The organism is Mesorhizobium sp. WSM4836 (assembly GCF_055811815.1).
Genome location: NZ_JBVVQF010000022.1, coordinates 96201 through 119229 on the forward strand (window position 1 = coordinate 96201; position 23029 = coordinate 119229).

The following is a 23029-nucleotide window of genomic DNA, read 5'->3' on the forward strand; positions in this document are numbered from 1 at the left end:
CGATGCTGCGCGTCATCGTCGGCGTTTCCTCGCAACGCAGACTCGGTGCAGCCACCGGTGCAAAAAATGACAGAAAGCGCCGTCCAGAGGCAGACCGTCTTTGGGATTATGACTTTGGTCTAATGTGCAGTGCGAAATAGAAACGACGGTGCGGTCAGCCTTTGAGAGCTTCGAGCAGCTTGACCGCCGCCATCATGTCGCGCTTGCGGGCCGCGCGGCGCGCGACGGCCTCGGCGTCATGGCCCCATTGCTCGGCCTGCCAGTCCTCGTCGACGTGACCGGCAGCCCAGGCCGCCTCGCCGCCGAGCTCGCCGAAGTCGACGGCCAGCGCCAGCAGCGCCGATCCGGTCAGCGACGTCATGACGTGGATGGCGGCAAGGCGCAGCGGATCGGCACGTTGGGCAAGATGGCGGCCAAGCAGCGCGATACTCTCGCGCGGCTGCTCGACATGGATCACGCCTTCGGCGAGATGGAACCGGGCGCCGAGCGCGCTGCGCACCCAGTCGATGACCGGATCCCAATGCTCGTTCTGCCGGTCGACCAACCCTTGGGGTGCATCGGCGCGGTAGCAGAGCAGGTCGGACGAGGCGAAGCGCAGGATGTCCTCCAGCACCGCCTGGGGATCACTGGCGACACCATCGATTGCCGTATTGACCAGACGCATGACCGGCATCGTCACCGGGTCGATGGTCTCCTCCTGTGCGGCGAATTCCTCGGCGACGAGAGCAGCCGCCTTTTCGGTCGGTAGCGCCAGCAGCGCCTTGGCCGGCGTGCGGACGGGCTTGCTATCGAGATGGACGGCAAAACCGTCTTCGACAGGTGCTACCGCGACGGTCTTGTAGAAGCGCTTCGGCAGCGGCGTCTTCATCTGGATCTGGGCGCGACGCACCGGGTCCGGATCAGAGAGCTGCTTTCCAGCTTCGAGGTCGTTCAATATATCGCGCATGCTCATCCGGGACTTTGTTTTCGGGCCGGCCGGTTGACGATGATGAGTCCGGCGGCGATCAGGGCGAGTGCCAGGAAGATACGAACGGTCAGCGGCTCGTTCAAGAACACGGCGCCGCAGAGCACACCAAACACCGGCGACAGGAAAGTGAAGCTCGACAGTCCGGATGCAGGGTAGCGCCGCAGCAGCCAGAACCACAGCACATATGTGAACGCGACGACGTAGACGGCCTGGAACAGCAGAGCCAAAGTTGGCAGAACGGTAAAGCTGCGGACGGGCGGCCCGGCAAAAGGCATTACCAAAATGCCAACGACGGCCGCCCCGGCCAGCTGATACAGCAGCAGCTTTTCGGCGCTGGCCTCCACCAGCTTCGACCGCTTGATGACAATATTCGTTATGGCCCACAGAATGCCGGCGCCGAGACTGAGCAAATCGCCGCTCAATGTTGCGCCGCCATTGGCGCTCAGTTTATCGGAAAACACCGCGACCAGTCCGGCGAAAGCGAGCAGAAGTCCAACGAGCTTGCGCGCCGTGATGCTTTCGCCCAGCAGGAAATGGCCGCCGACCAGCATCCAGAACGGCATAGTGTTGACCAGCAAGGTGTTGCGCACGACGGTGGTGTGCTCGAGCCCGACATAGAGAAACAGGAACTCGAGACCGAAAAGCGCGCCTGCCAGAATGCCGGCGACGAGGGTCTTGTCGGGCGTGAACAGCGCAATGCCGCGCCAGCGGCACCAGCCGAAAACACACAGGCCGCCGATCACCGAGCGGGCGATGGACAGGAAAACAGGGTCGTAGCCGGCATACGAGATCTTGGCAGCAACGTAGTTCAGCCCCCACGAAAAGGTCAGCCCGACCATGATGGCGGCTGCTGCCAGATCGACCGCGTCACGGCGGTCGAGGGTTTCTGTGGCGACGCCCACGAGCGCTAGTCCTCGGCACTCTGCTCGTCAAAGCCGAGCAGGTTCCAGCTCTGACGCATATGCGGCGGCATCGGTGCGGTGACGTCGACAAAGCCCTTGTCGGGATGCGGGATGACGATGCGACGCGCGTGCAGATGCAGCCGGTTCTGCATGCCGCCGGGAAAGTCCCAATTGGTATCGGCCTCGAAATATTTCGGGTCGCCGATGATCGGGCAGCCGATATGGGCGGCGTGGACGCGAAGTTGATGGGTGCGCCCGGTATAGGGTTCCATCTCCAGCCAGGACAGGGTTTGCGCCGCCTGCTCGACGATGCGGTAGTAGGACACGGCGTGATCGGCGCCCTTTTCGCCATGCTTGGCTATACGCATGCGGTCACCGTCGGGCGTCGGTTCCTTGATCAACCAGGTCGAGATCTTGTCCTCGCGCTTCGGCGGAACGCCCTTGACCAGCGCCCAGTAGGTCTTCTTCGTCTCACGCGCCCGGAACGCTTCGGCGAGCTTCATGGCGGCAAGCCTAGTGCGGGCGACAACCAGCACACCCGACGTGTCGCGGTCGAGCCGGTGCACCAGGCGCGGCTTCTCGCCCTTCTGGTTGCGCCAGGCTTCCAGCATGTCGTCGACATTGCGGGTGACTCCCGAGCCGCCCTGGACCGCCAGGCCGGCCGGCTTGTTGAAGACGAAGACCTTCGGGTCCTCATGGATCAGCATCTTGGCCAGGACATCGGCGTCGCCCTGGTTGCGGATCGAATGGCCGGTGAGCGGGCTTTCGCCTTTCTTGTCGACTTCGAGCGGCGGCACTCGGACCGTCTGGCCGGCTTCCACGCGTGTATCCGCCTTCACCCTGCCGCCGTCGACGCGGATCTGGCCGGAACGCAGCAGCTTCTGCAGATGACCGAAGCCGAGACCGGGGAAATGCGTCTTGAACCAGCGGTCGAGCCGCATGCCCGCCTCGCCGGCGTCCACTGTGATCTGTTCAACGCCTGCCATGATTCCAATCGCCGTTTTGCAGGCATGCAACGGCATTCGCCGGCACCCGCAATCTCACTCGGTTATTCGTTGTCGGTTCCATATTGCAGAACCTGAACTTTCTCCAGCGTAATCAAACCACTTGTCATGATTGTTTCAAGCACGGGCAGGAAAGCGGCCAGTTTTTCCTCGTCATCGACGATCTCGATGACGAGGGGCAGATCCTCCGACAGGCGGAGAATCTTCGTGGTGTGAAGCCGGCTGGAATGGCCGAACCCCATCGCTCCGCGCAGGACGGTCGCGCCGGCGATCTGCATTTCGCGGGCCCTCAGCACGATGACCTCATACAGCGGACGGCCATCTGCCTTGTCGTTTTCGCCGATAAATATGCGCAGCAATTGCGCCTGTGTTGGTATCTTCATTACCTGGACCCTCTCAGCCGGTTGAGGCGAACTGCAAAGATGTGGCCAAGCCAGACGGCGGCAAGCCAGGCCACCACGGAGATCGCGATATTGAGTCCCGCCGCCACAAGCCTCCCGGCTTGCGCGAGAGTGAGCGTTTCAAGGCTGAAAGCGGAGAAGGTCGTCAGGCCGCCGCAGAAGCCGGCCGTGAAGAACTGGCGCTGCAGCGGACCGGCGAAGACGCGACCATCCGGTCCCGTCAATGTCGCGTAGAAGCCGATGAGGAATGAGCCGACGATGTTCACGAGGAGCGTGCCGAAGGGAAATCCAGTGCCCCACAAGGCGGTGCTCGCCAATGAGGCAAGCGCCCGCAGCACGCCGCCGATCATGCTGCCTGCGGCCACGGTCGCATAGAGCCGAACCGTTTGGCTCCTTCTGCGCCAGCCAATGAGATGCGCCGCACGCCCCGCCATCCCGTCGGGGCGGAGCTTCCGCGGGCCGCTCATGGCGCCCCGCTGCCAATCAGAAGACTCCCCGCGGCAAAGCCCAGCGTCACGCCGCCAAGGCTCAGGAAAACCGAAACCAGCACATTGCCGCCGGCGCGTAGCCATTCACCCTCGCGCGCCAGCGCCAGCGTCTGCAGGCTGAAGGAAGAGACCGTGGTGTAGCAGCCGAGGCCGCCGGTAACGACAAAGGCCCAGATGGCGGGCATGCCGTCGCGCGCCACCGCATGCGCAATGACACCGATTGCAAACGCTCCCGAGACGTTGACCACCATCGTGCCCCAGGGAAAGGTCTCGCCGATCCGGCGGGCGACGAAGCCGGACAGGAAGAAGCGGGCCATTCCGCCGATCGCGCCGCCAAGGCAGACAAGCAACAGATGATACATCGTGCTCCCTCGCCCGGTTAGATCACAGTGTCAGGTGGCTCCGGCCTTCTTCGGCTTGCTGGAGGCGATCATCTTCCAGTTCTTGTAGAACATCGCATTGATGCGCTCGACGCTGACCGAAACGATGGCGAGGAGCGTTGAGATCAGACCGGGAAACGGCGACGGGCGAATGATGTCCATGAAAACGCAGTAGCGGCGCCCGTCATACTGGTTGACCGAGCGATGCAGCAGCGTGTCGTCGAAGATGAACAGCGGGTTCTCGTGCCAGTAATTCTTGGCGTTGCCGCACTCGACAAACACTTCCGATTTCACCGGGATGAGGTTGTAGAGAATGCGCAGGCTGAGGCGCAGCGGGCCAAAGTGCCAGGAAGTCGATTCCCTGCCGCTGAAAACAGACACGGCAACCGTCCTGATGTATTTGAAATCCTTATTGAATTCGGCGACGTTGTCGATTTTGTGCTTGCCATACCACTGATAGACATACATGCCGCGCCGGCCGCTGCCGAAATTGGCGTCGATATCGGCGATGATCTCATCCTTGCGCGCCTTGAATACGTCCAGGACCTCGTTGACCTCGCGTTGATAATCCGGAGGAAACTGCTCCAGTTTCCAAACACCGCGGTTTCTGTAGCACAGCAGATCGACCAGCAGATTGAATGGCGAAAGCAGCCAGGTGAAGATGCCGTTGCCGAGGAAATAACCACTGAACAGAGCCCAGTTCTTGTTGTCGTTGCGCAACACGTCGATCAGACCGAGCACAATGAAAATTGTCGTCAGGATGGGAATGAAATAGAAGCCGAGCGCCAGCAGCGGGATCGCTATAGCGAACTTCCGAAGGGTCTTGCGAGATTTTTTTGTCATTTTTCCACGCGCCAGGCGCGATTCCGTTCTGAATATCGTCGGTACGTTTCTGGCCTGTCCGCCGGCCGAAGGCGCATCTTGATAGGGTTTTTTGTCACGCCAGACAACGGCGATCACACCACTGTACGACTGGCAGCTATTTTTTCCGTTCGCTGCGCAGCTTCGCCCAATAGTCCAGACGCTTCTTGATATCGCGCTCGAAGCCGCGCTCGGGCGGGTCGTAGAATGTCTGCCTTCCCATCTTCTTCGGAAAATAGTCCTGGCCGGAAAAAGCGTCGGGCTCGTCGTGGTCGTAGCGATAGCCGGCGCCGTAATCTTCCTGTTTCATCAGCTTGGTCGGCGCATTGAGAATGTGCTTGGGTGGCAGCAGCGAACCGAATTCCTTCGCCGCCTCTGTGGCGGCCTTGAACGCGGTATAGACTGCATTGGATTTCGGCGCGGTGGCGAGATAGACGGTCGCCTCGGCGAAGGCCAGCTCGCCCTCGGGCGAGCCGAGATAGTCGTAGGCGTCCTTGGCGGCGTTGGCGACGACGAGTGCCTGCGGGTCCGCCAGCCCGATATCCTCCATCGCCATGCGCACCAGCCGGCGCCCGAGATAAAGCGGATCTTCGCCAGCGTCGAACATGCGGGCGAGGTAGTAGAGTGCCGCGTCGGGGTCGGAGCCGCGCACCGATTTGTGCAAGGCGGAGATCAAATTGTAATGGCCGTCCTGGCCCTTGTCGTAGATCGGCGCGCGGCGCTGGACGATGCGCTGCAGCGCTTCGGCGCCGAACACCTCCTTTGATTTCGCTGCGCGCCAGACCTCTTCGGCGAGCGTCAGCGCCGCGCGGCCGTCGCCGTCGCTCATGCGGATGAGCATCGCCCGCGCGTCTTCATCGAGCGGCAGCGCCCTGCCCTCTGCCTCCTCGGCCCGCGCCAGCAGCTTGGCTATGCTGTCCTCGCCGAGCGAGTGAAAGACCAGCACACGCGCGCGCGACAACAGCGCGGCGTTAAGCTCGAAGGACGGGTTCTCCGTGGTGGCGCCGACCAGCACCACGGTGCCGTCTTCCATCACGGGCAGAAAACTGTCCTGCTGGGCGCGGTTGAAGCGATGGATCTCGTCGACGAACAGCAGTGTCTGGCGGCCGTTCGAGCGGCGCAGCTTCGCTGCCTCGAACACTTTCTTCAGGTCGGCAACGCCGGAAAACACGGCCGAGATCTGTTCGAAGGCGAGGCTTGTCTCGCCGGCAAGCAGCCGTGCGACCGTAGTCTTGCCCGTGCCAGGCGGGCCCCAGAAGATCATCGAGCCGAGCGAGCCGGAGCCGATCAGCCGCGTCAGCGCGCCGTCGGGTCCGGTCAGATGCTCCTGACCGACGACCTCGCCGAGGTTCTTTGGGCGCAGACGGTCGGCCAGCGGCCTGCCGGGCGGCGTCTTTTCCGGTTCATCGACACTGAACAGATCGGCCATGCTACTTCTTCTGCCTGGAGCCCGATCATGCTGACGGTCGGGCTCAGTAACGCAACACCTGGCGCAATATCTGCCCGCCGCGCTCGACGGTAAAGCGCCACCAGCGCGTATCCTGCTGGGCTACCTGTTCCAGGGTCGCCGCCTTGTCGATCGTCAGGCCATTGACCTCACGCACGATGTCCCCTGGCTGGAAGCCAAAATCGGCAGCGGGCGAATCGCGGTTGATGTCGACCACGGTGACGCCTTTGACATCGGTGCGCAGACCGAGCCGTTGGGCAAGCCGTGGCGACAGTTCGGCAACTTTGGCACCCGAAAACGGGCTACGTCCTCGCAATGTGAGTTCCGCAGCCTTCGCGCCTTCGGGCGGTCGTTCCAGAGCGATGTCCATCGTCGCCTGCTGACCCTTGCTCAGAACGCCGAAGCTGGCATTGGTGCCAATCGACAGCGTCGCCATCCGGTAGTCCAGCGCCCCGACGCTCTCGACCGGCTTGCCGTTGAGCGACAGCACCACGTCGCCAGGCTTGAGCCCTGCCTTGGCCGCGGGTCCGGCCTCTTCGACCGAAGAAACCAGCGCGCCGGTCGGTTTGTCCATGCCGAGCGATTCGGCGATCTGCGGCGTCACCGCCTCGAACTCGGCACCCGCATACGGCCGCTCGAAGAAGTCGAGCCCGGCCTTGGCCGCATCGGCGAAAGCGCGGACCATGTTCGAAGGGATGGCAAAGCCGATGCCGATCGAGCCGCCGCTACGGCTATAGATCGCCGTGTTGATGCCGATCAGCTGCCCTCCCATGTTGACCAGCGCGCCACCGGAATTGCCGGGGTTGATGGCGGCGTCGGTCTGGATGAAGAAGCTGGAATCGGAGACGCCGATATGGCTGCGGGCCACCGCCGAAATGATGCCGCTGGTGGTGGTCTGGCCGACCCCGAAGGGGTTGCCGATAGCCAGCACCAGATCGCCAACCTCGAGCGCGTCGGAATCGCCGATGGCGATCACCGGAAACGGCTTGTCGGAAGAAATCTTGAGCACGGCGAGGTCGAGCGTCTCGTCCTTGAGCAGCACCTTGCTGTCGAATTCGTGCCCGTCGGCGGTCGCGACCTTGACCTGGTCAGCATCCTTGACGACGTGGAAATTGGTGACCACGATGCCGGTGGGATCGACCAGCACTCCCGAACCGAGCGAAGACTGCGCGCGCGGCTGCGAGCGGCCGAAGAACTCCTCGAAGAACGGATCGCCATCAAAGGGCGACGTCACCTTGGCGGTCTGCGAGGCGTAGACATTGACCACGGCCGGCGCAGTCTGCTTGACCAGCGGCGCGAAGGACAGCTGCACCTCCTCGCGGCCGAACGGCACGCGCTTGTCGGGGCCGGAGGTGGCGTTTTCGCCTTCGACGCCATGCAGCAGATCGGTCAGCACGTCGGACAGACCGGGATCCGGCTTGGTCTCCTCCGCCAGCGCGTGCCTGGCCGCCGGCACGACGGCCAGCGCCATCAAGGCGCAGATCAGAACAAAGGACAGCCGTTTAACGCGCATTCCGAATCCTCCAAGTCGGGCGCCATTGTCCTGACGATTGTGCAAAATGAAAGGCTAAGCGGCTGAAATCCGATTATTTTGGGTAGTCACCGCAAAAACCGGTGACAAAACCCTACAAGCCCTGCCAGGCAGCTTCGGAAAACAAAAAAGGGCCCGCGGGCCCTTTGAACTTCTCAGGCAAAACCGAGCCTTATGCGGCTGCGGCTTCCTCTTCGGTGCCTTCGGCCTCGATGCGGGCGCGGTCGCCGGCGCCCTTGGCCGAGGTGTCGCGGTCGACGAATTCGATGACCGCCATTGCGGCATTGTCACCGTGGCGGAAGCCGGCCTTCATGATGCGCAGATAGCCGCCGTTGCGGGTGGCATAGCGCGGCGCGATGGTATCGAACAGACGCTTGACGACGCCTTCATTGCCGATCTGGGCAATCACCTGCCGGCGGGCGTGCAGGTCGCCGCGCTTGCCGAGTGTCACCAGCTTCTCGACGATCGGACGCAAATCCTTCGCCTTCGGCAGCGTGGTGAGGATCTGCTCGTGCTCGATAAGCGACACGGCAAGGTTGGCAAACATCGACTTGCGATGGCTTATGCTGCGGGCGAACCGGCGGCCTTTAAATCCGTGGCGCATGGCTCTTCTCCTGGTGTTGTGGGCGGTTGGCCCGGCTGTTTCGTTTTGTGAATGGTCAATAGTGAATGGTGAATGGAAGGGCTCAACCTCTCCGAAGTCGCCGACCGGCGACCATTCACCATTTCACCATTCTCAATTCACCAGTCAGTATTGATCTTCGTAACGCTTGGCGAGGTCTTCGATGTTTTCCGGCGGCCAGTCCGGCACTTCCATGCCGAGATGCAGGCCCATCGCCGCCAAAACTTCCTTGATCTCGTTCAGCGACTTTCGGCCGAAGTTCGGGGTGCGCAGCATCTCGGCTTCGGTCTTCTGGATCAGGTCGCCGATATAGACGATGTTGTCGTTCTTCAGGCAGTTGGCCGAACGCACCGAAAGCTCGAGCTCGTCAACCTTCTTGAGCAGCGCCGGGTTGAAGGCAAGCTCGGTAACCTGTTCGGCGGCGACTTCCTTCTGCGGCTCGTCGAAATTGACGAACAGCCCAAGCTGGTCCTGCAGGATGCGAGCGGCGAAGGCCACCGCGTCCTCGCCCGAGATCGAACCGTCAGTCTCGATGGTCATGGTCAGCTTGTCATAGTCGAGAACCTGGCCCTCGCGGGTGTTCTCGACCTTGTAGGAGACCTTCTTGACCGGCGAATACAGGCTGTCGACGGGGATCAGCCCGATCGGCGCGTCCTCGGCGCGGTTGCGGTCGGCCGGCACATAGCCCTTGCCGGTGTCAACGGTGAATTCCATGCGGATTTCAGCGCCCTCGTCCAGCGTGCAGATGACGTGGTCGGGATTGAGGATCTCGACGTCGCCAACCGTCTGGATGTCGCCGGCGTGAACCGCACCCGGTCCCTGCTTGCGTACGACCATGCGCTTGGGGCCATCGCCTTCCATGCGGATGGCGATTTCCTTGATGTTCAAGACGATGTCGGTCACGTCCTCGCGCACGCCGGCGATGGACGAGAATTCATGCAGAACGCCGTCGATCTGCACGGCGGTCACAGCCGCGCCACGCAGCGAAGACAGAAGCACGCGGCGTAGCGCGTTGCCGAGGGTGAGGCCGAAGCCGCGCTCGAGCGGCTCGGCGACCAGTGTGGTCACCGTCTTCTTCTTCGACGAGAACTCGATCTTGTTCGGCTTGATCAGTTCTTGCCAATTTTTCTGGATCATAGTGCTTTCCTTCCGTTGTCCCGCCACCATCCAATCGTGACGGGCGACCTGGAATGCCGTGGAGGAGCGCCCTTGAGGCGCTCGCGCGGCGTTCAAATATTCTTTAGACGCGGCGCTTCTTGCGCGGGCGGCAGCCATTGTGCGGGATCGGCGTCACATCACGGATCGAGGTGATGGTAAAGCCGGCCGCCTGCAGCGCGCGCAGCGCCGATTCACGACCGGAGCCGGGTCCACAGACCTCGACCTCGAGCATGCGCATGCCGTGTTCCTGGGCCTTTTTGGCAACATCCTCGGCGGCCATCTGGGCAGCGAACGGGGTCGACTTGCGCGATCCCTTGAAGCCCTGGGCTCCGGCCGATGACCAGGCAATGGAATTGCCCTGCGCGTCGGTGATGGTGATCATCGTGTTGTTGAAGGTCGAATTGACGTGGGCAACGCCCGACGAGATGTTCTTGCGTTCGCGACGGCGAACACGAGCGGCTTCCTTGGCCATGATGATCCTTTCAGTTGATCTCTACACCGCCGTAATGCCAGCGGCTCCACCAGGGAGAAGGCAGTAGGGAATATGGCAGTAGGGCAGTATATCTGCCGTTCCTATTGCCTTACTGCCCTACTCCCTTACTGCCCTAAATTACTTCTTCTTTCCGGCAATCGACTTGGCTGGGCCCTTGCGGGTGCGCGCATTGGTATGCGTGCGCTGACCACGAACCGGCAGCGAGCGGCGGTGACGCAGGCCGCGGTAGCAGCCGAGGTCCATGAGCCGCTTGATGTTCATCGACACTTCGCGGCGCAGATCGCCCTCGACCTGATAGTCGCGGTCGATGGTCTCACGAATCTGCAGCACTTCCGCATCGGTCAGTTGGTTGACGCGACGCTCGGCCGGGATGCCGACCTTGTCGACGATCTCCTGGGCGAACTTCTTGCCAATGCCGTGAATGTATTGAAGCGCAATGACGACGCGCTTGTTGGTCGGAATGTTGACGCCGGCTATACGAGCCATGTTCTTCTCTTCTCCATGTAGGCCGGACGAGCCGGCGCTTCAAGTTGCCCCGCGTCCGGTGGAGGCCGGCCCTTGCGGGAGTTTCCAGTTCAAAGCGGCCTGCCTTGCCCTTGCGGACAAGCAAGCCTCATGCCTGATAGGAAGACGGGCCGCCATACCCCAGCGGACCGCTCCAGTCAAGCGCAATCGTTCGATTCGCTAGCCGGCCGCCTGGCCAACTTTCCGGGTCGTCGCCCTGAGCACCGCCTCGATCTGCTGCGTCACCGCATCGATGTCGGCCATCCCATCGACACCCCTGAGTTTGCCCTTGGCGTAATAGTAGCCGATCAGCGGCGAGGTTTTCTTGTAATATTCCCTCAAGCGTTCTTCGAACACCGCTGGACTGTCGTCCTTGCGCACCGGCAGGCCTGCGGCCTTGGCTTCTTCGGCCCGCTTGACGATTCGGCCAACCAAAGCCTTGTCGTCGACGACAAATTCGATGACCGCGTCTAGCTCCAATCCGCGATCCGACAGCATTTCCTCAACGGCGTCCGCTTGCACCAGGGTTCGCGGGTATCCGTCAAGGATGAAGCCGTTTGCGCAATCAGCTTGATCGATACGCTCGGCAACGATGGCGTTGACGATAGCGTCGGACACCAGTTCGCCAGCGTCCATCACCGCCTTGGCGCGCTTGCCGACTTCGGTGCCGGCCTGAACGGCAGCACGCAGCATGTCCCCCGTGGAAAGCTGTGGGATGCCGTGTCTTTCTACCAGTCTCAGTGCTTGTGTCCCCTTGCCCGCACCCGGCGGTCCAAGCAATATCAACCTCATCTGGCCTTTTTCCCCCCGCGCAGCTTCGACTTCTTGATCAGGCCCTCATACTGGTGCGCGATCAGGTGACCCTGAATCTGCGCCACGGTATCGAGCGTTACACTGACCACGATCAGGAGCGAAGTGCCACCAAGGTAGAACGGTACGCCAGTCGCTGAAATGAGGAACTCGGGCAGCAGACACACCAGCACCAGATAGATGGCGCCGACGACGGTGATGCGGGTGAGCACATAGTCGATATAATCCGCAGTGCGCTCGCCCGGACGATAGCCCGGGATGAAGCCCGAATGCTTCTTGAGCTGGTCGGCGGTGTCCTTCGGATTGAAGACGATCGCCGTATAGAAGAAGGCGAAGAACACGATCATCGCCGCGTAGAAGGCCATATAGAGCGGCTGGCCGTGGCCGAGCGCCGCCAGGATCGTGCTGGCCCAGGCGGGCATGTTGGTGGTCTGCGAGAAGCCGGCAACCGTTGCCGGAAGCAGCAGCAGCGACGAGGCGAAGATCGGCGGAATGACGCCGGAGGTGTTGAGCTTTAGCGGCAGATGCGAGGTATCGCCCTGGAACATGCGATTGCCGACCTGGCGCTTGGGATACTGGATCAGCAGGCGGCGCTGCGCGCGCTCGAAGAAGACGATCAGCGCGATGACGATGATGGCGAGCACGATAATCGCCAGGATCAGGCCGGTCGACAGGGCGCCGGTGCGGCCAAGCTCCAGCGTGCCGGAGATGGCGCGCGGCAAGCCGGCGACGATACCGGAGAAGATGATCAGCGAAATACCGTTGCCGATGCCGCGAGCGGTGATCTGCTCGCCAAGCCACATCAGGAACATGGTGCCGCCGACCAGCGTGACGACGGTAGAGATGCGGAAGAATATGCCAGGATCGTTGACGATGCCGTTGCCGCCCTCAAGCCCGACCGAAATGCCGTAGGCCTGAACCAGCGCCAGAAGCACGGTGCCGTAGCGCGTGTACTGATTGATGATCTTGCGACCCTGCTCGCCTTCTTTTTTCAGCGCTTCCAGCGACGGAATGACCGAGGTCATCAGCTGCATGATGATGGAGGCCGAGATATAGGGCATGATGCCGAGGGCAAAGATCGCCATGCGCTGCACGGCGCCGCCGGCGAACATGTTGAACATGCCGAGCACGCCCTTGCTCTGCGACGAGAAGGCCTGGGCGAAAGCGTCGGGATTGATGCCGGGCAGCGGGATATAGGTGCCAAGGCGGTAGACGAGCAGCGCGCCGATTGTGAACCAGATGCGCTTCTTCAGATCCTCGGCTTTGGCGAAGGCCGAAAAATTCAGATTCGAGGCTAGTTGTTCAGCAGCCGAAGCCATGCCTGATTCTCCGCTTGGTCACGCTCGATGCCCGCAGCTCAGGCGGCGCGTGTCACCGAAGCTCACGAGATAAGCTCCGGACTGCAAACATGCAAGCGGCCGCGTTGATGCGGCCGCCACATCTGTCGGATCAAAGCACGACCGAAGGCAAAACCGAATTCCACCTCTGCCGAACGTGCTTCAAATTGCCGTTACTCGGCGGCTGCCTTCTCAGGCAGCTTCACCGAACCGCCGGCCTTTTCGATCTTCTCGATCGCGGCCTTGGAAGCACCGGCAACGTCGAAGGCAAGCTTGGCCTTGATGTCGCCGTCCGAAAGGATGCGCACGCCGTCCTTGACGCGACGGATGACGCCGGCCGCAACCAGCGCCTCGGCCGTGACAACTGTCTTGGCGTCGAGCTTCTTGGCATCGAGCGCCGCCTGGATGCGGGCCAGCGACACGACGGTGAAGCTCTTGGCGAAGATATTGTTGAAGCCGCGCTTCGGCAGGCGGCGGTAGAGCGGCATCTGGCCACCCTCGAAGCCGTTGACGGCAACGCCGGAGCGCGCCTTCTGGCCCTTGACGCCGCGACCGGCGGTCTTGCCCGAACCGGAACCGATGCCGCGGCCGAGACGCTTCTTGGAATGCGTCGCGCCGTCCTTGTCACGCAGATCGTTGAGTTTCATCTGGGTTCTCCTGCGCTCTGGCTCAGCCCTCGTCCACAACGCGGACGAGATGCTGGACGGCAGCGATCATGCCGCGCACCGAGGGCGTATCCTCCAGCGTGCGCTGCTTGTGCATCTTGTTGAGGCCGAGGCCGACCAGCGTTGCGCGCTGCTCCTTCGGCCGGCGGATCGGCGAGCCGATCTGCTCGACGGTGATGGTCTTGGTTGCTTTCTTGGCCATGGTCAGATCCCTGGTCAGCGTCGACTATTCTTCAGCCGCAACGGCGGTGCCGCGGCGGGCCTGAAGGGTCGAATACTTGATGCCGCGCGCAGCAGCCACATCCTTCGGATGCATCTGGCTCTTCAGCGCGTCGAAAGTGGCGCGAACCATGTTGTAGGGGTTCGAAGAACCCATCGACTTGGCGACCACGTCATGCATGCCGAGCGTCTCGAAAACGGCGCGCATCGGGCCGCCGGCGATGATGCCGGTACCTTGCTTGGCAGCGCGCAGCAGAACACGTCCCGCGCCCCAGCGTCCCTCGACGTCATGGTGCAGCGTGCGGCCCGAGCGCAGCGGCACGAAGATCATGTCGCGCTTGGCCGATTCGGTGGCCTTGCGGATCGCCTCCGGCACTTCGCGCGCCTTGCCGTGACCGAAGCCGACGCGGCCCTTCTGGTCGCCGACGACGACGAGCGCCGCAAAGCCGAAGCGCCGGCCGCCCTTGACGACCTTAGCGACACGGTTGATGTGGACGAGCTTGTCGACCATGCCGTCGTCGCGCTCTTCGCGATCACGGCCGCGGCCGCCATCCCTACGTTCCTGTGCCATATCCTGTTCCTTGTTTTTTTCCGGAAGCACGGTTGATGATGATATCCGGGGCCTCTGTGGGTCGCCGGGGGCGAAAACTCTTTTTTCCTTCGCACGATCTTATCCGAAAAGTCTGCAACTTTTTTGCTGACCTCCGGTTCGGGATCATGCTTTAGAAGCTCAGACCACCTTCACGGGCAGCCTCGGCCAGCGCCTTGACGCGGCCGTGGTAGATGTAGGCGCCGCGGTCGAAGACGACTTCCTTGACGCCGGCCTTCGAGGCACGCTCGGCAATCAGCTTGCCGATCGCAGCTGCGGCCGCGGTATCGGCGCCGGTCTTGAGCGAACCCTTGAGCTCCTTCTCGAGCGTCGAGGCAGCTGCGATGGTGTGGCCCTTGGCGTCGTCGATCACCTGGACATAGATGTTCTTCGACGTGCGATGGACCGACAGGCGCGGACGATCGCCGGCAACCTTCTTGATCTGGCGGCGGACGCGCTGGGCGCGGCGTTGGGTGGATTCTTTCGAGCCCATGATATCAGTTCCTTGCCTTCAAAAAACGGGGGCAACCATATGCGGTAGGCGAGGCGTCTCCCGCGACCGCTCCCCGCGGCGTTAAAATTACTTCTTCTTGCCTTCCTTGCGGACGATCTTCTCGCCAGCATAGCGGACGCCCTTGCCCTTATAGGGCTCGGGGCTGCGATACTCGCGAATCTCGGCGGCAACCTGGCCGACCTGCTGCTTGTCGATGCCGGTCACGGTGATTTCCGTCGGTTTCGGCACCGAAATCGTCACGCCCTGCGGCGTCTCGTAGACGACGTCATGGCTGAAGCCGAGCGCCAGCTGCAGGTTTTTGCCCTGCATGGCGGCGCGATAGCCGACGCCGGTGATCTCGAGCTTCTTTTCGAAGCCGTCCTTGACGCCCTGCAGAATGTTGACGATCTGCGTGCGTGACATGCCCCACTTGGAACGGGCGGTCTTGGTCTGGTCGCGCGGCTGGACAGCGATCTCGCTGCCTTCCATCTTGACCAGCACTTCGTCGTTCACCACGAACTTCAGCTCGCCCTTCGGACCCTTCGCCGTCACGGTCTGGCCGTTGACGGTCGCGGTCACGCCCTGCGGCAGCGAAACGGGTTTCTTTCCAATACGAGACATTTTGTTGTCCTCGTCACTTCTCTTGTTTCAGGTCTCGGCCTTCGGGACTTGATCCCGAAAACCGGTTTCCAATTGGGGTCACGTACCAGATCAGAAGATCTGGCAGAGGATTTCCCCGCCGACATTCTGTTCGCGCGCTTCGTGGTCGGCCATCACGCCCTTCGGCGTCGAAAGGATGGCGATGCCGAGGCCGTTGGCGACGTGCGGAATCGACTTGGCCGAAACGTAGACGCGGCGGCCGGGCTTCGAGACCCGGGCGATTTCGCGCACCACCGGCGCACCGTCGAAATACTTCAGCTCGATCTCGATTTCGGACTTGCCGTTGTCGAAGTCGGTCTGGCTGTAGTCGCGGATATAGCCTTCGGCCTTCAGCACGTCGAGGACGCGGGTACGCAGGCGCGAAGCCGGCGTCGAAACGCTCGACTTCTTGCGGCCATACGCGTTGCGGATGCGGGTCAGCATATCGCCGAGAGGATCGCTCAATGACATGTTATGTCCTCCTTACCAGCTCGACTTGACCAGGCCCGGGATCTGGCCGTTATTGCCGAGATCACGAAGCGCGATACGCGATACTTTGAGCTTGCGATAATAGGCACGCGGACGTCCGGTGACTTCGCAGCGATTGCGGATGCGGGTCTTGGCCGAGTTGCGCGGCAGCGCCGAAAGCTTCAGCTGGGCGCGGAAGCGCTCTTCCATCGGCTTGGACTGATCCATGATGATCGCCTTGAGCACCTTGCGCTTGGCAGCGAACTGGTCCGCAAGCCTGCGGCGCCTGTTGTTCTTCTCGACTGAGCTGGTCTTTGCCATTTCAGATTTTTCCTTTTCTCGCTGCCGTTACTGGCGGAAGGGGAAGTTGAAGGCCTTGAGCAATGCCCTGGCTTCGTCATCCGTCTTCGCAGTCGTACAAACGATGACGTCCATGCCCCAGATCTGATCAACCTTGTCGTAGTTGATCTCCGGAAACACGATGTGTTCCTTGATGCCCATGGCATAGTTGCCACGGCCATCGAAGCTCTTCGGGTTGAGCCCGCGGAAGTCGCGGACGCGCGGCAGTGCGATGTTCACGAGGCGGTCGAGGAACTCGTACATGCGTTCCTTGCGCAGCGTGACCTTGGCGCCGATCGGCATCTTCTCGCGGACCTTGAAGCCGGCGATCGAGTTGCGGGCGCGGGTGACAACGGCCTTCTGGCCGGCGATCATCGCAAGGTCTTCCGCCGCAATCGAAGGCTTCTTCGAATCGCCGGTCGCCTCGCCGACGCCCATGTTCAGCACGATCTTGTCGATGCGCGGAACCTGCATCTCGTTCTCGTAGCCGAACTGCTCCTGCAGCGCCTTGCGAATGGTCTCGTTGTAGACCTGCTTGAGGCGCGGCGTGTTCTGGGCAGTTGCCTGCTTGGTTTGAGCCTTAGCCATTGATGACTTCTCCCGAGCGCTTGGCGACGCGCACCTTCTTGCCGTCCTTCTGGAAGATGAAGCCGACGCGGGTCGGCTTGCCATCCTTGGGGTCGGCCAGCGCGATGTTCGACAGCTGGATCGGCGCTTCCTTGGTGATGATCCCGCCCTCTTGGGACTGGGACTGCTTCTGGTGACGACGAATCAGGTTGACACCGCGCACCAGCGCGGTGTCGTCCTTCGGCTGCACCGAAAGGACTTCGCCCGAACGGCCCTTGTCCTTGCCGGCCAGCACGACGACCTTGTCGCCTTTTCTAATCTTTTGCATTGGTCCGGCTCCTTACAGCACTTCAGGCGCGAGCGAGATGATCTTCATGTGGTTCTTGGCGCGGAGTTCGCGCGGAACCGGTCCGAAGATACGCGTGCCGATCGGCTCTTTCTTGTTGTCGACGAGAACGGCTGCGTTCTTGTCGAAACGGATCACGCTGCCGTCCGGGCGGCGGATGTCCTTGGCCGTGCGAACCACGACCGCCTTCATCACATCGCCCTTCTTGACGCGGCCGCGCGGAATGGCTTCCTTGATCGACACCACGATGATGTCGCCCACGGAAGCGTATTTCCGCTTCGAGCCGCCCAGCACCTTGATGCACATGACACGACGGGCGCCGGAATTATCCGCGACGTCGAGGTTTGTTTGCATCTGAATCATGACTGGCCGCCTTCTTCTTTTCTAACGGGACGGATTTCTCACCCCTCCCCGGTCTGTCCAAAATTCGTTTCGTTCGCCCTGATCAGGCCTGGTCCGAAGACACCACGACCCAGCGCTTGTCCTTGGAAATCGGCTTCGATTCCTGGATGAACACCTGATCGCCGACCTTGTGGGCGTTGTTCTCGTCGTGCGCCTTGTACTTCTTGGTCATGCGCACGGTCTTCTTCATCACGGGATGCGTGAAGCGCCGTTCGACCTTGACGACAACCGTCTTCTCGTTCTTGTCGCTGACGACGGTGCCCTGCAGAATGCGCTTTGGCATGGTTTTCGTCCTTAAGCCTTCTTGGCCGCGGACTTTTCCGCAGCGATGGTCTTGATACGCGCAATGTCCTTGCGGACCTGCCTCACGCGCGCGGTCTTCTCAAGCTGGCCGGTGGCCTTCTGGAAGCGCAGGTTGAACTGCTCTTTCTTCAGGCTGGCCAGGTCGTCGGTCAGCTGGTCCTGGGTCTTGGTCCGGATGTCTTCGGCTTTCATGATCAGCCCGTCCTTATTCTGCGATGCGCTGTACGAAGCGCGTCCTGACCGAGAGCTTGGCCGCGCCGAGACGCAGCGCCTCACGGGCGGTTTCCTCGTTGACACCGTCGATCTCGAACATGATGCGGCCTGGCTTGACGCGGGCCGCCCAGTAGTCGACCGCGCCCTTGCCCTTACCCATGCGGACTTCGGTCGGCTTCGACGTAACCGGCACGTCCGGGAAGATACGGATCCACACGCGGCCGGCACGCTTCATCTCGCGGGTGATCGCGCGGCGGGCCGCCTCGATCTCACGCGCGGTGACGCGGTTCGGCTCAAGCGCCTTCAGCCCGAAACCACCGAAATCCAGGTTGGTGCCGCCCTTGGCGGTACCGTGGATGCGGCCCTTGAACTGCTTGCGGAACTTTGTGCGCTTTGGCTGCAGCATCGTTCTAACTCCAAATTCCTAAATGTCTTACGCGTTTTCGCGACGGCGACCGCGTTCGCGCTCACCACCACCATGCGCATGATCGCCCTCGGTGGCGCGGCGCTCCGAAGCCATCGGGTCGTGCTCGAGGATCTCGCCCTTGAACACCCAAACCTTGACGCCGCAGATGCCGTAGGCCGTATTCGCCTCGGCCGTGCCGTAGTCGACGTCGGCACGCAGCGTATGCAGCGGCACGCGGCCTTCACGATACCATTCCATGCGCGCGATCTCGGCGCCGCCGAGACGGCCGGCGCAGTTGATGCGGATGCCTTCGGCACCGAGGCGCATCGCCGACTGCACGGCGCGCTTCATGGCGCGGCGGAACGCGATGCGGCGCTCGAGCTGCTGGGCGATCGACTGGGCGACCAGGGTCGCGTCGATCTCCGGCTTGCGCACTTCGACGATGTTCAGATGCGTCTCGGACTTGGTCATCTCCATCAGCTTCTTGCGAAGCTTCTCAATGTCGGCGCCCTTCTTGCCGATGATCAGGCCCGGACGCGCCGCATGGATGGTGACGCGGCACTTCTTGTGCGGACGCTCGATCACGACCTTCGAGATCGCAGCCTGCTTGAGTTCCTTCTCAAGATATTTGCGGATCTTGATGTCCTCGTGCAGCAGCTTGCCGTACTCGCCGGTGTTCGCGAACCAGCGCGAATCCCAGGTGCGGTTGATGCCGAGACGCAGCCCGATCGGATTGACTTTCTGGCCCATTATGCGGCCTCCCCTTTTTCTTCGACTTCACGAACGACGATCGTGAGGTGCGAGAACGGCTTCTCGATGCGGCTGGCGCGACCACGGCCACGGGCATGAAACCGCTTCATGACGATCGACTTACCGACATAGGCTTCCGCCACAATCAGCGCATCGACGTCGAGGTCGTGGTTGTTTTCCGCGTTGGCGATCGCCGATTCCAGCGTCTTCTTGACCGTGCCGGAAATCCGCTTGGCCGAGAATTCGAGGTCGGAAAGCGCTGTCGCGACCTTCTTGCCGCGGATCAACGCGGCAACCAGGTTCAGCTTCTGCGGGCTGATACGGATCGTGCGCAACACGGCGCGCGCTTCGTTGTCAGCAAGCCTGCGCGGAGCTTTGGCCTTGCCCATGATTATTTCCTCTTCGCCTTCTTATCCGCGCCGTGACCGTAATAGGTCCGGGTCGGAGCGAATTCACCGAACTTGTGACCGACCATGTCCTCGTTCACCGAGACGGGAACGTGCTTCTGGCCGTTGTAGACACCGAAGGTGAAGCCGACGAACTGCGGCAGGATGGTGGAGCGGCGGCTCCACATCTTGATCACCTCATTGCGACCACCTTCACGAACCTTGTCCACCTTCTTCAGAAGGTAGCCGTCGATGAAGGGGCCTTTCCAAATCGAACGAGTCACTTGGCGTTACCTCTTCTTAGCTCTTGCGCTGATGGCGCGAGCGCAGGATGAACTTGTCGGTCGCCTTGTTGGACCGCGTCTTCTTGCCCTTGGTCGGCTTGCCCCAGGGCGAAACCGGATGGCGGCCACCCGAGGTGCGGCCTTCGCCGCCGCCATGCGGATGGTCGACCGGGTTCATGGTCACGCCGCGATTGTGCGGACGCTTGCCGCGCCACACGGTGCGGCCAGCCTTGCCGTCATTGATGTTGCCGTGGTCCGGGTTGGACACGGCACCGACAGTGGCCATGCAGGAGCCGTGGACGACACGCTGCTCGCCCGAGTTGAGGCGCAGGATCGCCATGCCCTGGTCGCGGCCTACGAGCTGGCCATAACCGCCGGCCGAACGGGCGACCTGAGCGCCCTTGCCGGGCTTCAGCTCGACATTGTGGACGATTGTGCCAACCGGCATCGAGGCCAGCGGCATCGCATTGCCCGGCTTCACGTCGACCGATTCACCGGCCACGATCTTGTCGCCGGGAGCCAGACGCTGCGGGGCGATGATGTAGGACAGCTCGCCATCGTCATACTTGATCAGCGCGATGAAGGCGGTGCGGTTCGGATCGTATTCGATACGCTCGACCGTGCCGACGACGTCGAATTTGCGGCGCTTGAAGTCGATGATGCGGTAGGTGCGCTTGTGACCGCCGCCGATAAAGCGTGCCGTGATGCGGCCGTAATTGTTGCGGCCGCCCGACTTGGTCAGACCTTCGGTCAGGCCCTTGACGGGCTTTCCCTTATAGAGGCCCGAGCGGTCGACGATGACCAGCTGACGGGTGCTCGGCGTTACCGGGTTGAATTTTTTCAGTGCCATTGTTCTGTCCTCGCGACCTTGCTCAGAGACCCGTCGCGACGTCGATCGACTGGCCGTCGGCCAGCGTCACAACCGCCTTTTTGACGTCGCTCTGGCGGCCGATCGTGCCGCGGAAGCGCTTGATCTTGCCCTTGCGGACAAGCGTGTTCACGGCCATCACCTTGACGCCGAACAGCGCTTCGACGGCGGCTTTGATTTCCGGCTTCGACGCCTTCTTGGCGACGTTGAAGACGACCTGGTTCTGCTCGGAAGCCATGGTCGACTTTTCGGTGATCGCCGGCGAGACGATCACGTCGTAGTGACGAAGGTCGGTCATTTGAAGCGCTCCTCGAGAGCCTCGACGGCGGCCTTGGAAAGGACCAGCGTGCCGCGGCGCAGAATGTCGTAGACGTTGATGCCCTGGATGGGCAGCACGTCGATGTTCGGGATGTTGGTCGCCGCCAGCTTGAAGTTCTTGTCAAGCTCGGCGCCGCCGATCACCAGGGCGTTGCTCAGGCCCAGCGTCGCGAAATTCGCGATCAGCGCCTTGGTCTTGGCCTCGGTCAGCTTCAGCTCGTCGATGATGATGATCGAAGCGCTCTTGGCCTTGGCCGAAAGCGCATGCTTGAGGCCCAGCGCGCGCACCTTCTTCGGCAGATCGTGCTCGTGGCTGCGCACGACCGGGCCGTGGGCCTTGCCGCCGCCGCGGAACTGCGGAGCGCGAGCCGAATGGTGACGGGCGCGGCCCGTACCCTTCTGCTTATACATCTTGGCGCCGGTGCGGGCGATTTCCGCGCGACCCTTGGCCTTGTGGGTGCCCTGCTGCTTCTTGGCAAGCTGCCAGCGCACGACGCGCTGCAGGATGTCCTCGCGCGGATCAAGGCCGAAAATCTCTTCGGAGAGCTTCAGCTTGCCGGCGTCCTTGCCGCCAAGCGTTGTAATCTTGAGGTCCATTATTCCGCTCCCTCTGTGGCCGGGGCCTCGTTCTTGGCGGCACCATCGGTCGCAACGGCGCGGATCGCGGCGGGCTTCGGCGCATTGGCCGGAAGCGCTACCTTGGCCGCGTCGCGAACCAGGATCCATGCACCCTTCGAACCCGGGACCGCACCGCGGATCAGGATCAGGCCGCGATCGGCGTCGGTCGAGACGACCTCGACATTCTGCGTGGTGACGCGGGTGTCACCCATGTGGCCGGCCATATGCTTGCCCTTGAACACCTTGCCCGGATCCTGGCGCTGGCCGGTCGAGCCGTGTGTACGGTGCGACACCGAGTTGCCGTGCGTCGCGCGGCCGCCACCCATGTGGTGCCGCTTGATGACGCCCTGGAAACCCTTGCCGATCGTGGTTCCCGTCACATCGACCTTCTGGCCGACGACGAAATGCTCGACGGTGATCTCGGCGCCGACATCGATCATGTTGTCGGCGGAGACGCGGAACTCGGCAACCTTGGCCTTGGGCTCGACGGAAGCGGTCGCGAAATGGCCGCGCATCGCCTTCGACGTGTTCTTCACCTTGGCAAGGCCAACGCCGAGCTGGACGGCGGTATAGCCGTTCTTCTCCTGCGTGCGCTGCGCCACGACCTGGCAGTTCTCCATCTGGAGAACAGTGACGGGAACATGTTCCCCGGCATCGTTGTAGATGCGGGTCATTCCCACCTTCTTTGCAATCACACCTGAACGCATCGGTTCAATTCCTTTAGAGTTCCCTGTCGGGGCTGTCGCCCCTCCACGCCTCTTGTTCCTTCAGAGTTCCGGGTCGCCCCGCTGACCTCTGGTTCCTTAGAGCTTGATCTCGACGTCGACACCGGCGGCCAGGTCGAGCTTCATCAAAGCATCGACCGTTTGCGGGGTCGGGTCGACGATGTCGAGCAGACGCTTGTGCGTGCGCATCTCGAACTGCTCGCGGCTCTTCTTGTCGACGTGAGGCGACCGGTTGACCGTGAACTTTTCGATCCGCGTCGGCAGCGGAATGGGGCCGCGGACGTTGGCGCCGGTGCGCTTGGCGGTCGACACGATTTCCCGTGTCGAGGCGTCGAGCACCCGGTGATCAAACGCCTTCAGGCGGATGCGGATATTCTGTCCGTTCATGCGTCACTTCCTTGTTCTGGCGCGGCGCGGGCAGCGCCCGCGACAGATCGGTTTAAGTCCAAATTACTCTTTGATGGTGACGACGATGCCGGCACCGACGGTGCGGCCGCCTTCACGGATGGCGAAGCGCAGCTTCTCT

Annotated in this window: 37 protein-coding genes; all 37 read right to left on the reverse strand. The window is 62.1% G+C overall.

The window, feature by feature from the left end; translation table 11 throughout:
• Window positions 1-154: 154 nt before the first annotated feature.
• Complete coding sequence (locus AC0L2P_RS23880) at window positions 155-946, reverse strand: ATP12 family chaperone protein (RefSeq protein WP_473504616.1); 792 nt, start codon at window positions 944-946, stop codon at window positions 155-157.
• Between the two features lie 2 nt (window positions 947-948).
• Window positions 949-1806, reverse strand: coding sequence for a DMT family transporter (locus tag AC0L2P_RS23885; protein ID WP_473504643.1), 858 nt, complete (start codon window positions 1804-1806; stop codon window positions 949-951).
• A gap of 68 nt (window positions 1807-1874) precedes the next feature.
• On the reverse strand, window positions 1875-2855 hold the full coding sequence (locus tag AC0L2P_RS23890; protein WP_473504618.1) for an RluA family pseudouridine synthase: 981 nt from the start codon (window positions 2853-2855) through the stop codon (window positions 1875-1877).
• Window positions 2856-2917: 62 nt separating this feature from the next.
• Window positions 2918-3256: a DUF190 domain-containing protein gene (locus tag AC0L2P_RS23895; RefSeq protein ID WP_254817158.1), complete on the reverse strand. Its 339-nt coding sequence runs from the start codon at window positions 3254-3256 to the stop codon at window positions 2918-2920.
• Entirely contained in the window at window positions 3256-3708 is a 453-nt protein-coding gene (gene crcB, locus AC0L2P_RS23900) for a fluoride efflux transporter CrcB (RefSeq protein WP_473504645.1), read from the reverse strand. Before crcB (AC0L2P_RS23900) ends, AC0L2P_RS23895 begins: the two co-directional genes overlap by 1 nt.
• Before the next feature lie 29 nt (window positions 3709-3737).
• Window positions 3738-4124, reverse strand: coding sequence for a fluoride efflux transporter CrcB (gene crcB / locus AC0L2P_RS23905; RefSeq protein ID WP_473504620.1), 387 nt, complete (start codon window positions 4122-4124; stop codon window positions 3738-3740).
• Window positions 4125-4154: 30 nt separating this feature from the next.
• Window positions 4155-4985, reverse strand: a complete 831-nt coding sequence (locus AC0L2P_RS23910) for an aspartyl/asparaginyl beta-hydroxylase domain-containing protein (RefSeq protein ID WP_473504622.1) — start codon at window positions 4983-4985, stop codon at window positions 4155-4157.
• 136 nt (window positions 4986-5121) lie between these two features.
• Complete coding sequence (locus AC0L2P_RS23915; RefSeq protein WP_473504624.1) at window positions 5122-6432, reverse strand: replication-associated recombination protein A; 1311 nt, start codon at window positions 6430-6432, stop codon at window positions 5122-5124.
• Between the two features lie 43 nt (window positions 6433-6475).
• Window positions 6476-7963, reverse strand: coding sequence for a DegQ family serine endoprotease (locus tag AC0L2P_RS23920; RefSeq protein WP_473504626.1), 1488 nt, complete (start codon window positions 7961-7963; stop codon window positions 6476-6478).
• A 190-nt stretch (window positions 7964-8153) separates the two neighbouring features.
• Window positions 8154-8585 (reverse strand): 50S ribosomal protein L17, encoded by a 432-nt coding sequence (rplQ, locus tag AC0L2P_RS23925; RefSeq protein ID WP_023675127.1) that lies wholly within the window; start codon window positions 8583-8585, stop codon window positions 8154-8156.
• A gap of 144 nt (window positions 8586-8729) precedes the next feature.
• Window positions 8730-9740 (reverse strand): DNA-directed RNA polymerase subunit alpha, encoded by a 1011-nt coding sequence (locus tag AC0L2P_RS23930; protein ID WP_473504628.1) that lies wholly within the window; start codon window positions 9738-9740, stop codon window positions 8730-8732.
• 103 nt (window positions 9741-9843) lie between these two features.
• The gene (gene rpsK / locus AC0L2P_RS23935) at window positions 9844-10233 is read right to left on the reverse strand and encodes a 30S ribosomal protein S11 (protein WP_006205444.1); all 390 of its coding nucleotides are present in this window, start codon (window positions 10231-10233) and stop codon (window positions 9844-9846) included.
• A gap of 138 nt (window positions 10234-10371) precedes the next feature.
• The gene (gene rpsM / locus AC0L2P_RS23940; protein WP_006205445.1) at window positions 10372-10740 is read right to left on the reverse strand and encodes a 30S ribosomal protein S13; all 369 of its coding nucleotides are present in this window, start codon (window positions 10738-10740) and stop codon (window positions 10372-10374) included.
• Between the two features lie 198 nt (window positions 10741-10938).
• Entirely contained in the window at window positions 10939-11550 is a 612-nt protein-coding gene (locus tag AC0L2P_RS23945; protein ID WP_352684844.1) for an adenylate kinase, read from the reverse strand.
• The gene (secY, locus tag AC0L2P_RS23950; RefSeq protein ID WP_473504630.1) at window positions 11547-12887 is read right to left on the reverse strand and encodes a preprotein translocase subunit SecY; all 1341 of its coding nucleotides are present in this window, start codon (window positions 12885-12887) and stop codon (window positions 11547-11549) included. The genes AC0L2P_RS23945 and secY overlap by 4 nt, the downstream gene beginning before the upstream one ends.
• A 191-nt stretch (window positions 12888-13078) precedes the next feature.
• Window positions 13079-13552: a 50S ribosomal protein L15 gene (gene rplO / locus AC0L2P_RS23955; protein WP_292660428.1), complete on the reverse strand. Its 474-nt coding sequence runs from the start codon at window positions 13550-13552 to the stop codon at window positions 13079-13081.
• A 22-nt stretch (window positions 13553-13574) separates the two neighbouring features.
• Complete coding sequence (rpmD, locus tag AC0L2P_RS23960; protein WP_006205449.1) at window positions 13575-13772, reverse strand: 50S ribosomal protein L30; 198 nt, start codon at window positions 13770-13772, stop codon at window positions 13575-13577.
• A gap of 24 nt (window positions 13773-13796) precedes the next feature.
• The gene (gene rpsE, locus AC0L2P_RS23965) at window positions 13797-14360 is read right to left on the reverse strand and encodes a 30S ribosomal protein S5 (RefSeq protein WP_006333394.1); all 564 of its coding nucleotides are present in this window, start codon (window positions 14358-14360) and stop codon (window positions 13797-13799) included.
• Window positions 14361-14511: 151 nt separating this feature from the next.
• Window positions 14512-14871, reverse strand: a complete 360-nt coding sequence (rplR, locus tag AC0L2P_RS23970; protein WP_023675132.1) for a 50S ribosomal protein L18 — start codon at window positions 14869-14871, stop codon at window positions 14512-14514.
• An 87-nt stretch (window positions 14872-14958) separates the two neighbouring features.
• Window positions 14959-15492: a 50S ribosomal protein L6 gene (rplF, locus tag AC0L2P_RS23975; RefSeq protein WP_023675133.1), complete on the reverse strand. Its 534-nt coding sequence runs from the start codon at window positions 15490-15492 to the stop codon at window positions 14959-14961.
• Window positions 15493-15582: 90 nt separating this feature from the next.
• Window positions 15583-15981 carry a 30S ribosomal protein S8 gene (rpsH, locus tag AC0L2P_RS23980; RefSeq protein ID WP_006205453.1) on the reverse strand — a complete coding sequence of 133 codons (399 nt, stop codon included), beginning with the start codon at window positions 15979-15981 and terminating at the stop codon, window positions 15583-15585.
• 12 nt (window positions 15982-15993) lie between these two features.
• Window positions 15994-16299, reverse strand: coding sequence for a 30S ribosomal protein S14 (rpsN, locus tag AC0L2P_RS23985; RefSeq protein WP_473504633.1), 306 nt, complete (start codon window positions 16297-16299; stop codon window positions 15994-15996).
• Between the two features lie 27 nt (window positions 16300-16326).
• A complete protein-coding gene (rplE, locus tag AC0L2P_RS23990) occupies window positions 16327-16905 on the reverse strand; it encodes a 50S ribosomal protein L5 (RefSeq protein ID WP_008875670.1) in 579 nt (192 codons plus the stop codon).
• Window positions 16898-17212 (reverse strand): 50S ribosomal protein L24, encoded by a 315-nt coding sequence (rplX, locus tag AC0L2P_RS23995; RefSeq protein WP_254817150.1) that lies wholly within the window; start codon window positions 17210-17212, stop codon window positions 16898-16900. The genes rplE and rplX overlap by 8 nt, the downstream gene beginning before the upstream one ends.
• 12 nt (window positions 17213-17224) lie before the next feature.
• Window positions 17225-17593 (reverse strand): 50S ribosomal protein L14, encoded by a 369-nt coding sequence (gene rplN, locus AC0L2P_RS24000; RefSeq protein ID WP_006205457.1) that lies wholly within the window; start codon window positions 17591-17593, stop codon window positions 17225-17227.
• A gap of 82 nt (window positions 17594-17675) precedes the next feature.
• Window positions 17676-17915 carry a 30S ribosomal protein S17 gene (rpsQ, locus tag AC0L2P_RS24005; RefSeq protein ID WP_023675136.1) on the reverse strand — a complete coding sequence of 80 codons (240 nt, stop codon included), beginning with the start codon at window positions 17913-17915 and terminating at the stop codon, window positions 17676-17678.
• 11 nt (window positions 17916-17926) lie between these two features.
• Window positions 17927-18127, reverse strand: coding sequence for a 50S ribosomal protein L29 (gene rpmC, locus AC0L2P_RS24010; protein ID WP_006205459.1), 201 nt, complete (start codon window positions 18125-18127; stop codon window positions 17927-17929).
• 13 nt (window positions 18128-18140) lie between these two features.
• On the reverse strand, window positions 18141-18554 hold the full coding sequence (gene rplP, locus AC0L2P_RS24015; protein ID WP_006205460.1) for a 50S ribosomal protein L16: 414 nt from the start codon (window positions 18552-18554) through the stop codon (window positions 18141-18143).
• 27 nt (window positions 18555-18581) lie between these two features.
• Entirely contained in the window at window positions 18582-19304 is a 723-nt protein-coding gene (rpsC, locus tag AC0L2P_RS24020) for a 30S ribosomal protein S3 (protein ID WP_352507451.1), read from the reverse strand.
• A complete protein-coding gene (rplV, locus tag AC0L2P_RS24025) occupies window positions 19304-19693 on the reverse strand; it encodes a 50S ribosomal protein L22 (protein ID WP_006205462.1) in 390 nt (129 codons plus the stop codon). The genes rpsC and rplV overlap by 1 nt, the downstream gene beginning before the upstream one ends.
• 2 nt (window positions 19694-19695) lie before the next feature.
• The gene (rpsS, locus tag AC0L2P_RS24030) at window positions 19696-19974 is read right to left on the reverse strand and encodes a 30S ribosomal protein S19 (protein ID WP_006205463.1); all 279 of its coding nucleotides are present in this window, start codon (window positions 19972-19974) and stop codon (window positions 19696-19698) included.
• A 16-nt stretch (window positions 19975-19990) separates the two neighbouring features.
• On the reverse strand, window positions 19991-20824 hold the full coding sequence (gene rplB, locus AC0L2P_RS24035) for a 50S ribosomal protein L2 (RefSeq protein ID WP_473504637.1): 834 nt from the start codon (window positions 20822-20824) through the stop codon (window positions 19991-19993).
• A 22-nt stretch (window positions 20825-20846) separates the two neighbouring features.
• Window positions 20847-21140, reverse strand: a complete 294-nt coding sequence (locus AC0L2P_RS24040) for a 50S ribosomal protein L23 (protein ID WP_006205465.1) — start codon at window positions 21138-21140, stop codon at window positions 20847-20849.
• Window positions 21137-21757, reverse strand: coding sequence for a 50S ribosomal protein L4 (gene rplD / locus AC0L2P_RS24045; RefSeq protein ID WP_023675140.1), 621 nt, complete (start codon window positions 21755-21757; stop codon window positions 21137-21139). Before rplD ends, AC0L2P_RS24040 begins: the two co-directional genes overlap by 4 nt.
• Entirely contained in the window at window positions 21757-22485 is a 729-nt protein-coding gene (gene rplC, locus AC0L2P_RS24050; protein WP_023717519.1) for a 50S ribosomal protein L3, read from the reverse strand. The genes rplD and rplC overlap by 1 nt, the downstream gene beginning before the upstream one ends.
• A 96-nt stretch (window positions 22486-22581) precedes the next feature.
• A complete protein-coding gene (gene rpsJ, locus AC0L2P_RS24055) occupies window positions 22582-22890 on the reverse strand; it encodes a 30S ribosomal protein S10 (protein WP_006205468.1) in 309 nt (102 codons plus the stop codon).
• Between the two features lie 63 nt (window positions 22891-22953).
• Window positions 22954-23029, reverse strand: a 76-nt coding sequence (locus tag AC0L2P_RS24060) for an EF-Tu C-terminal domain-related protein (RefSeq protein ID WP_454589835.1), incomplete at its 5' end; no start/stop codon positions are given.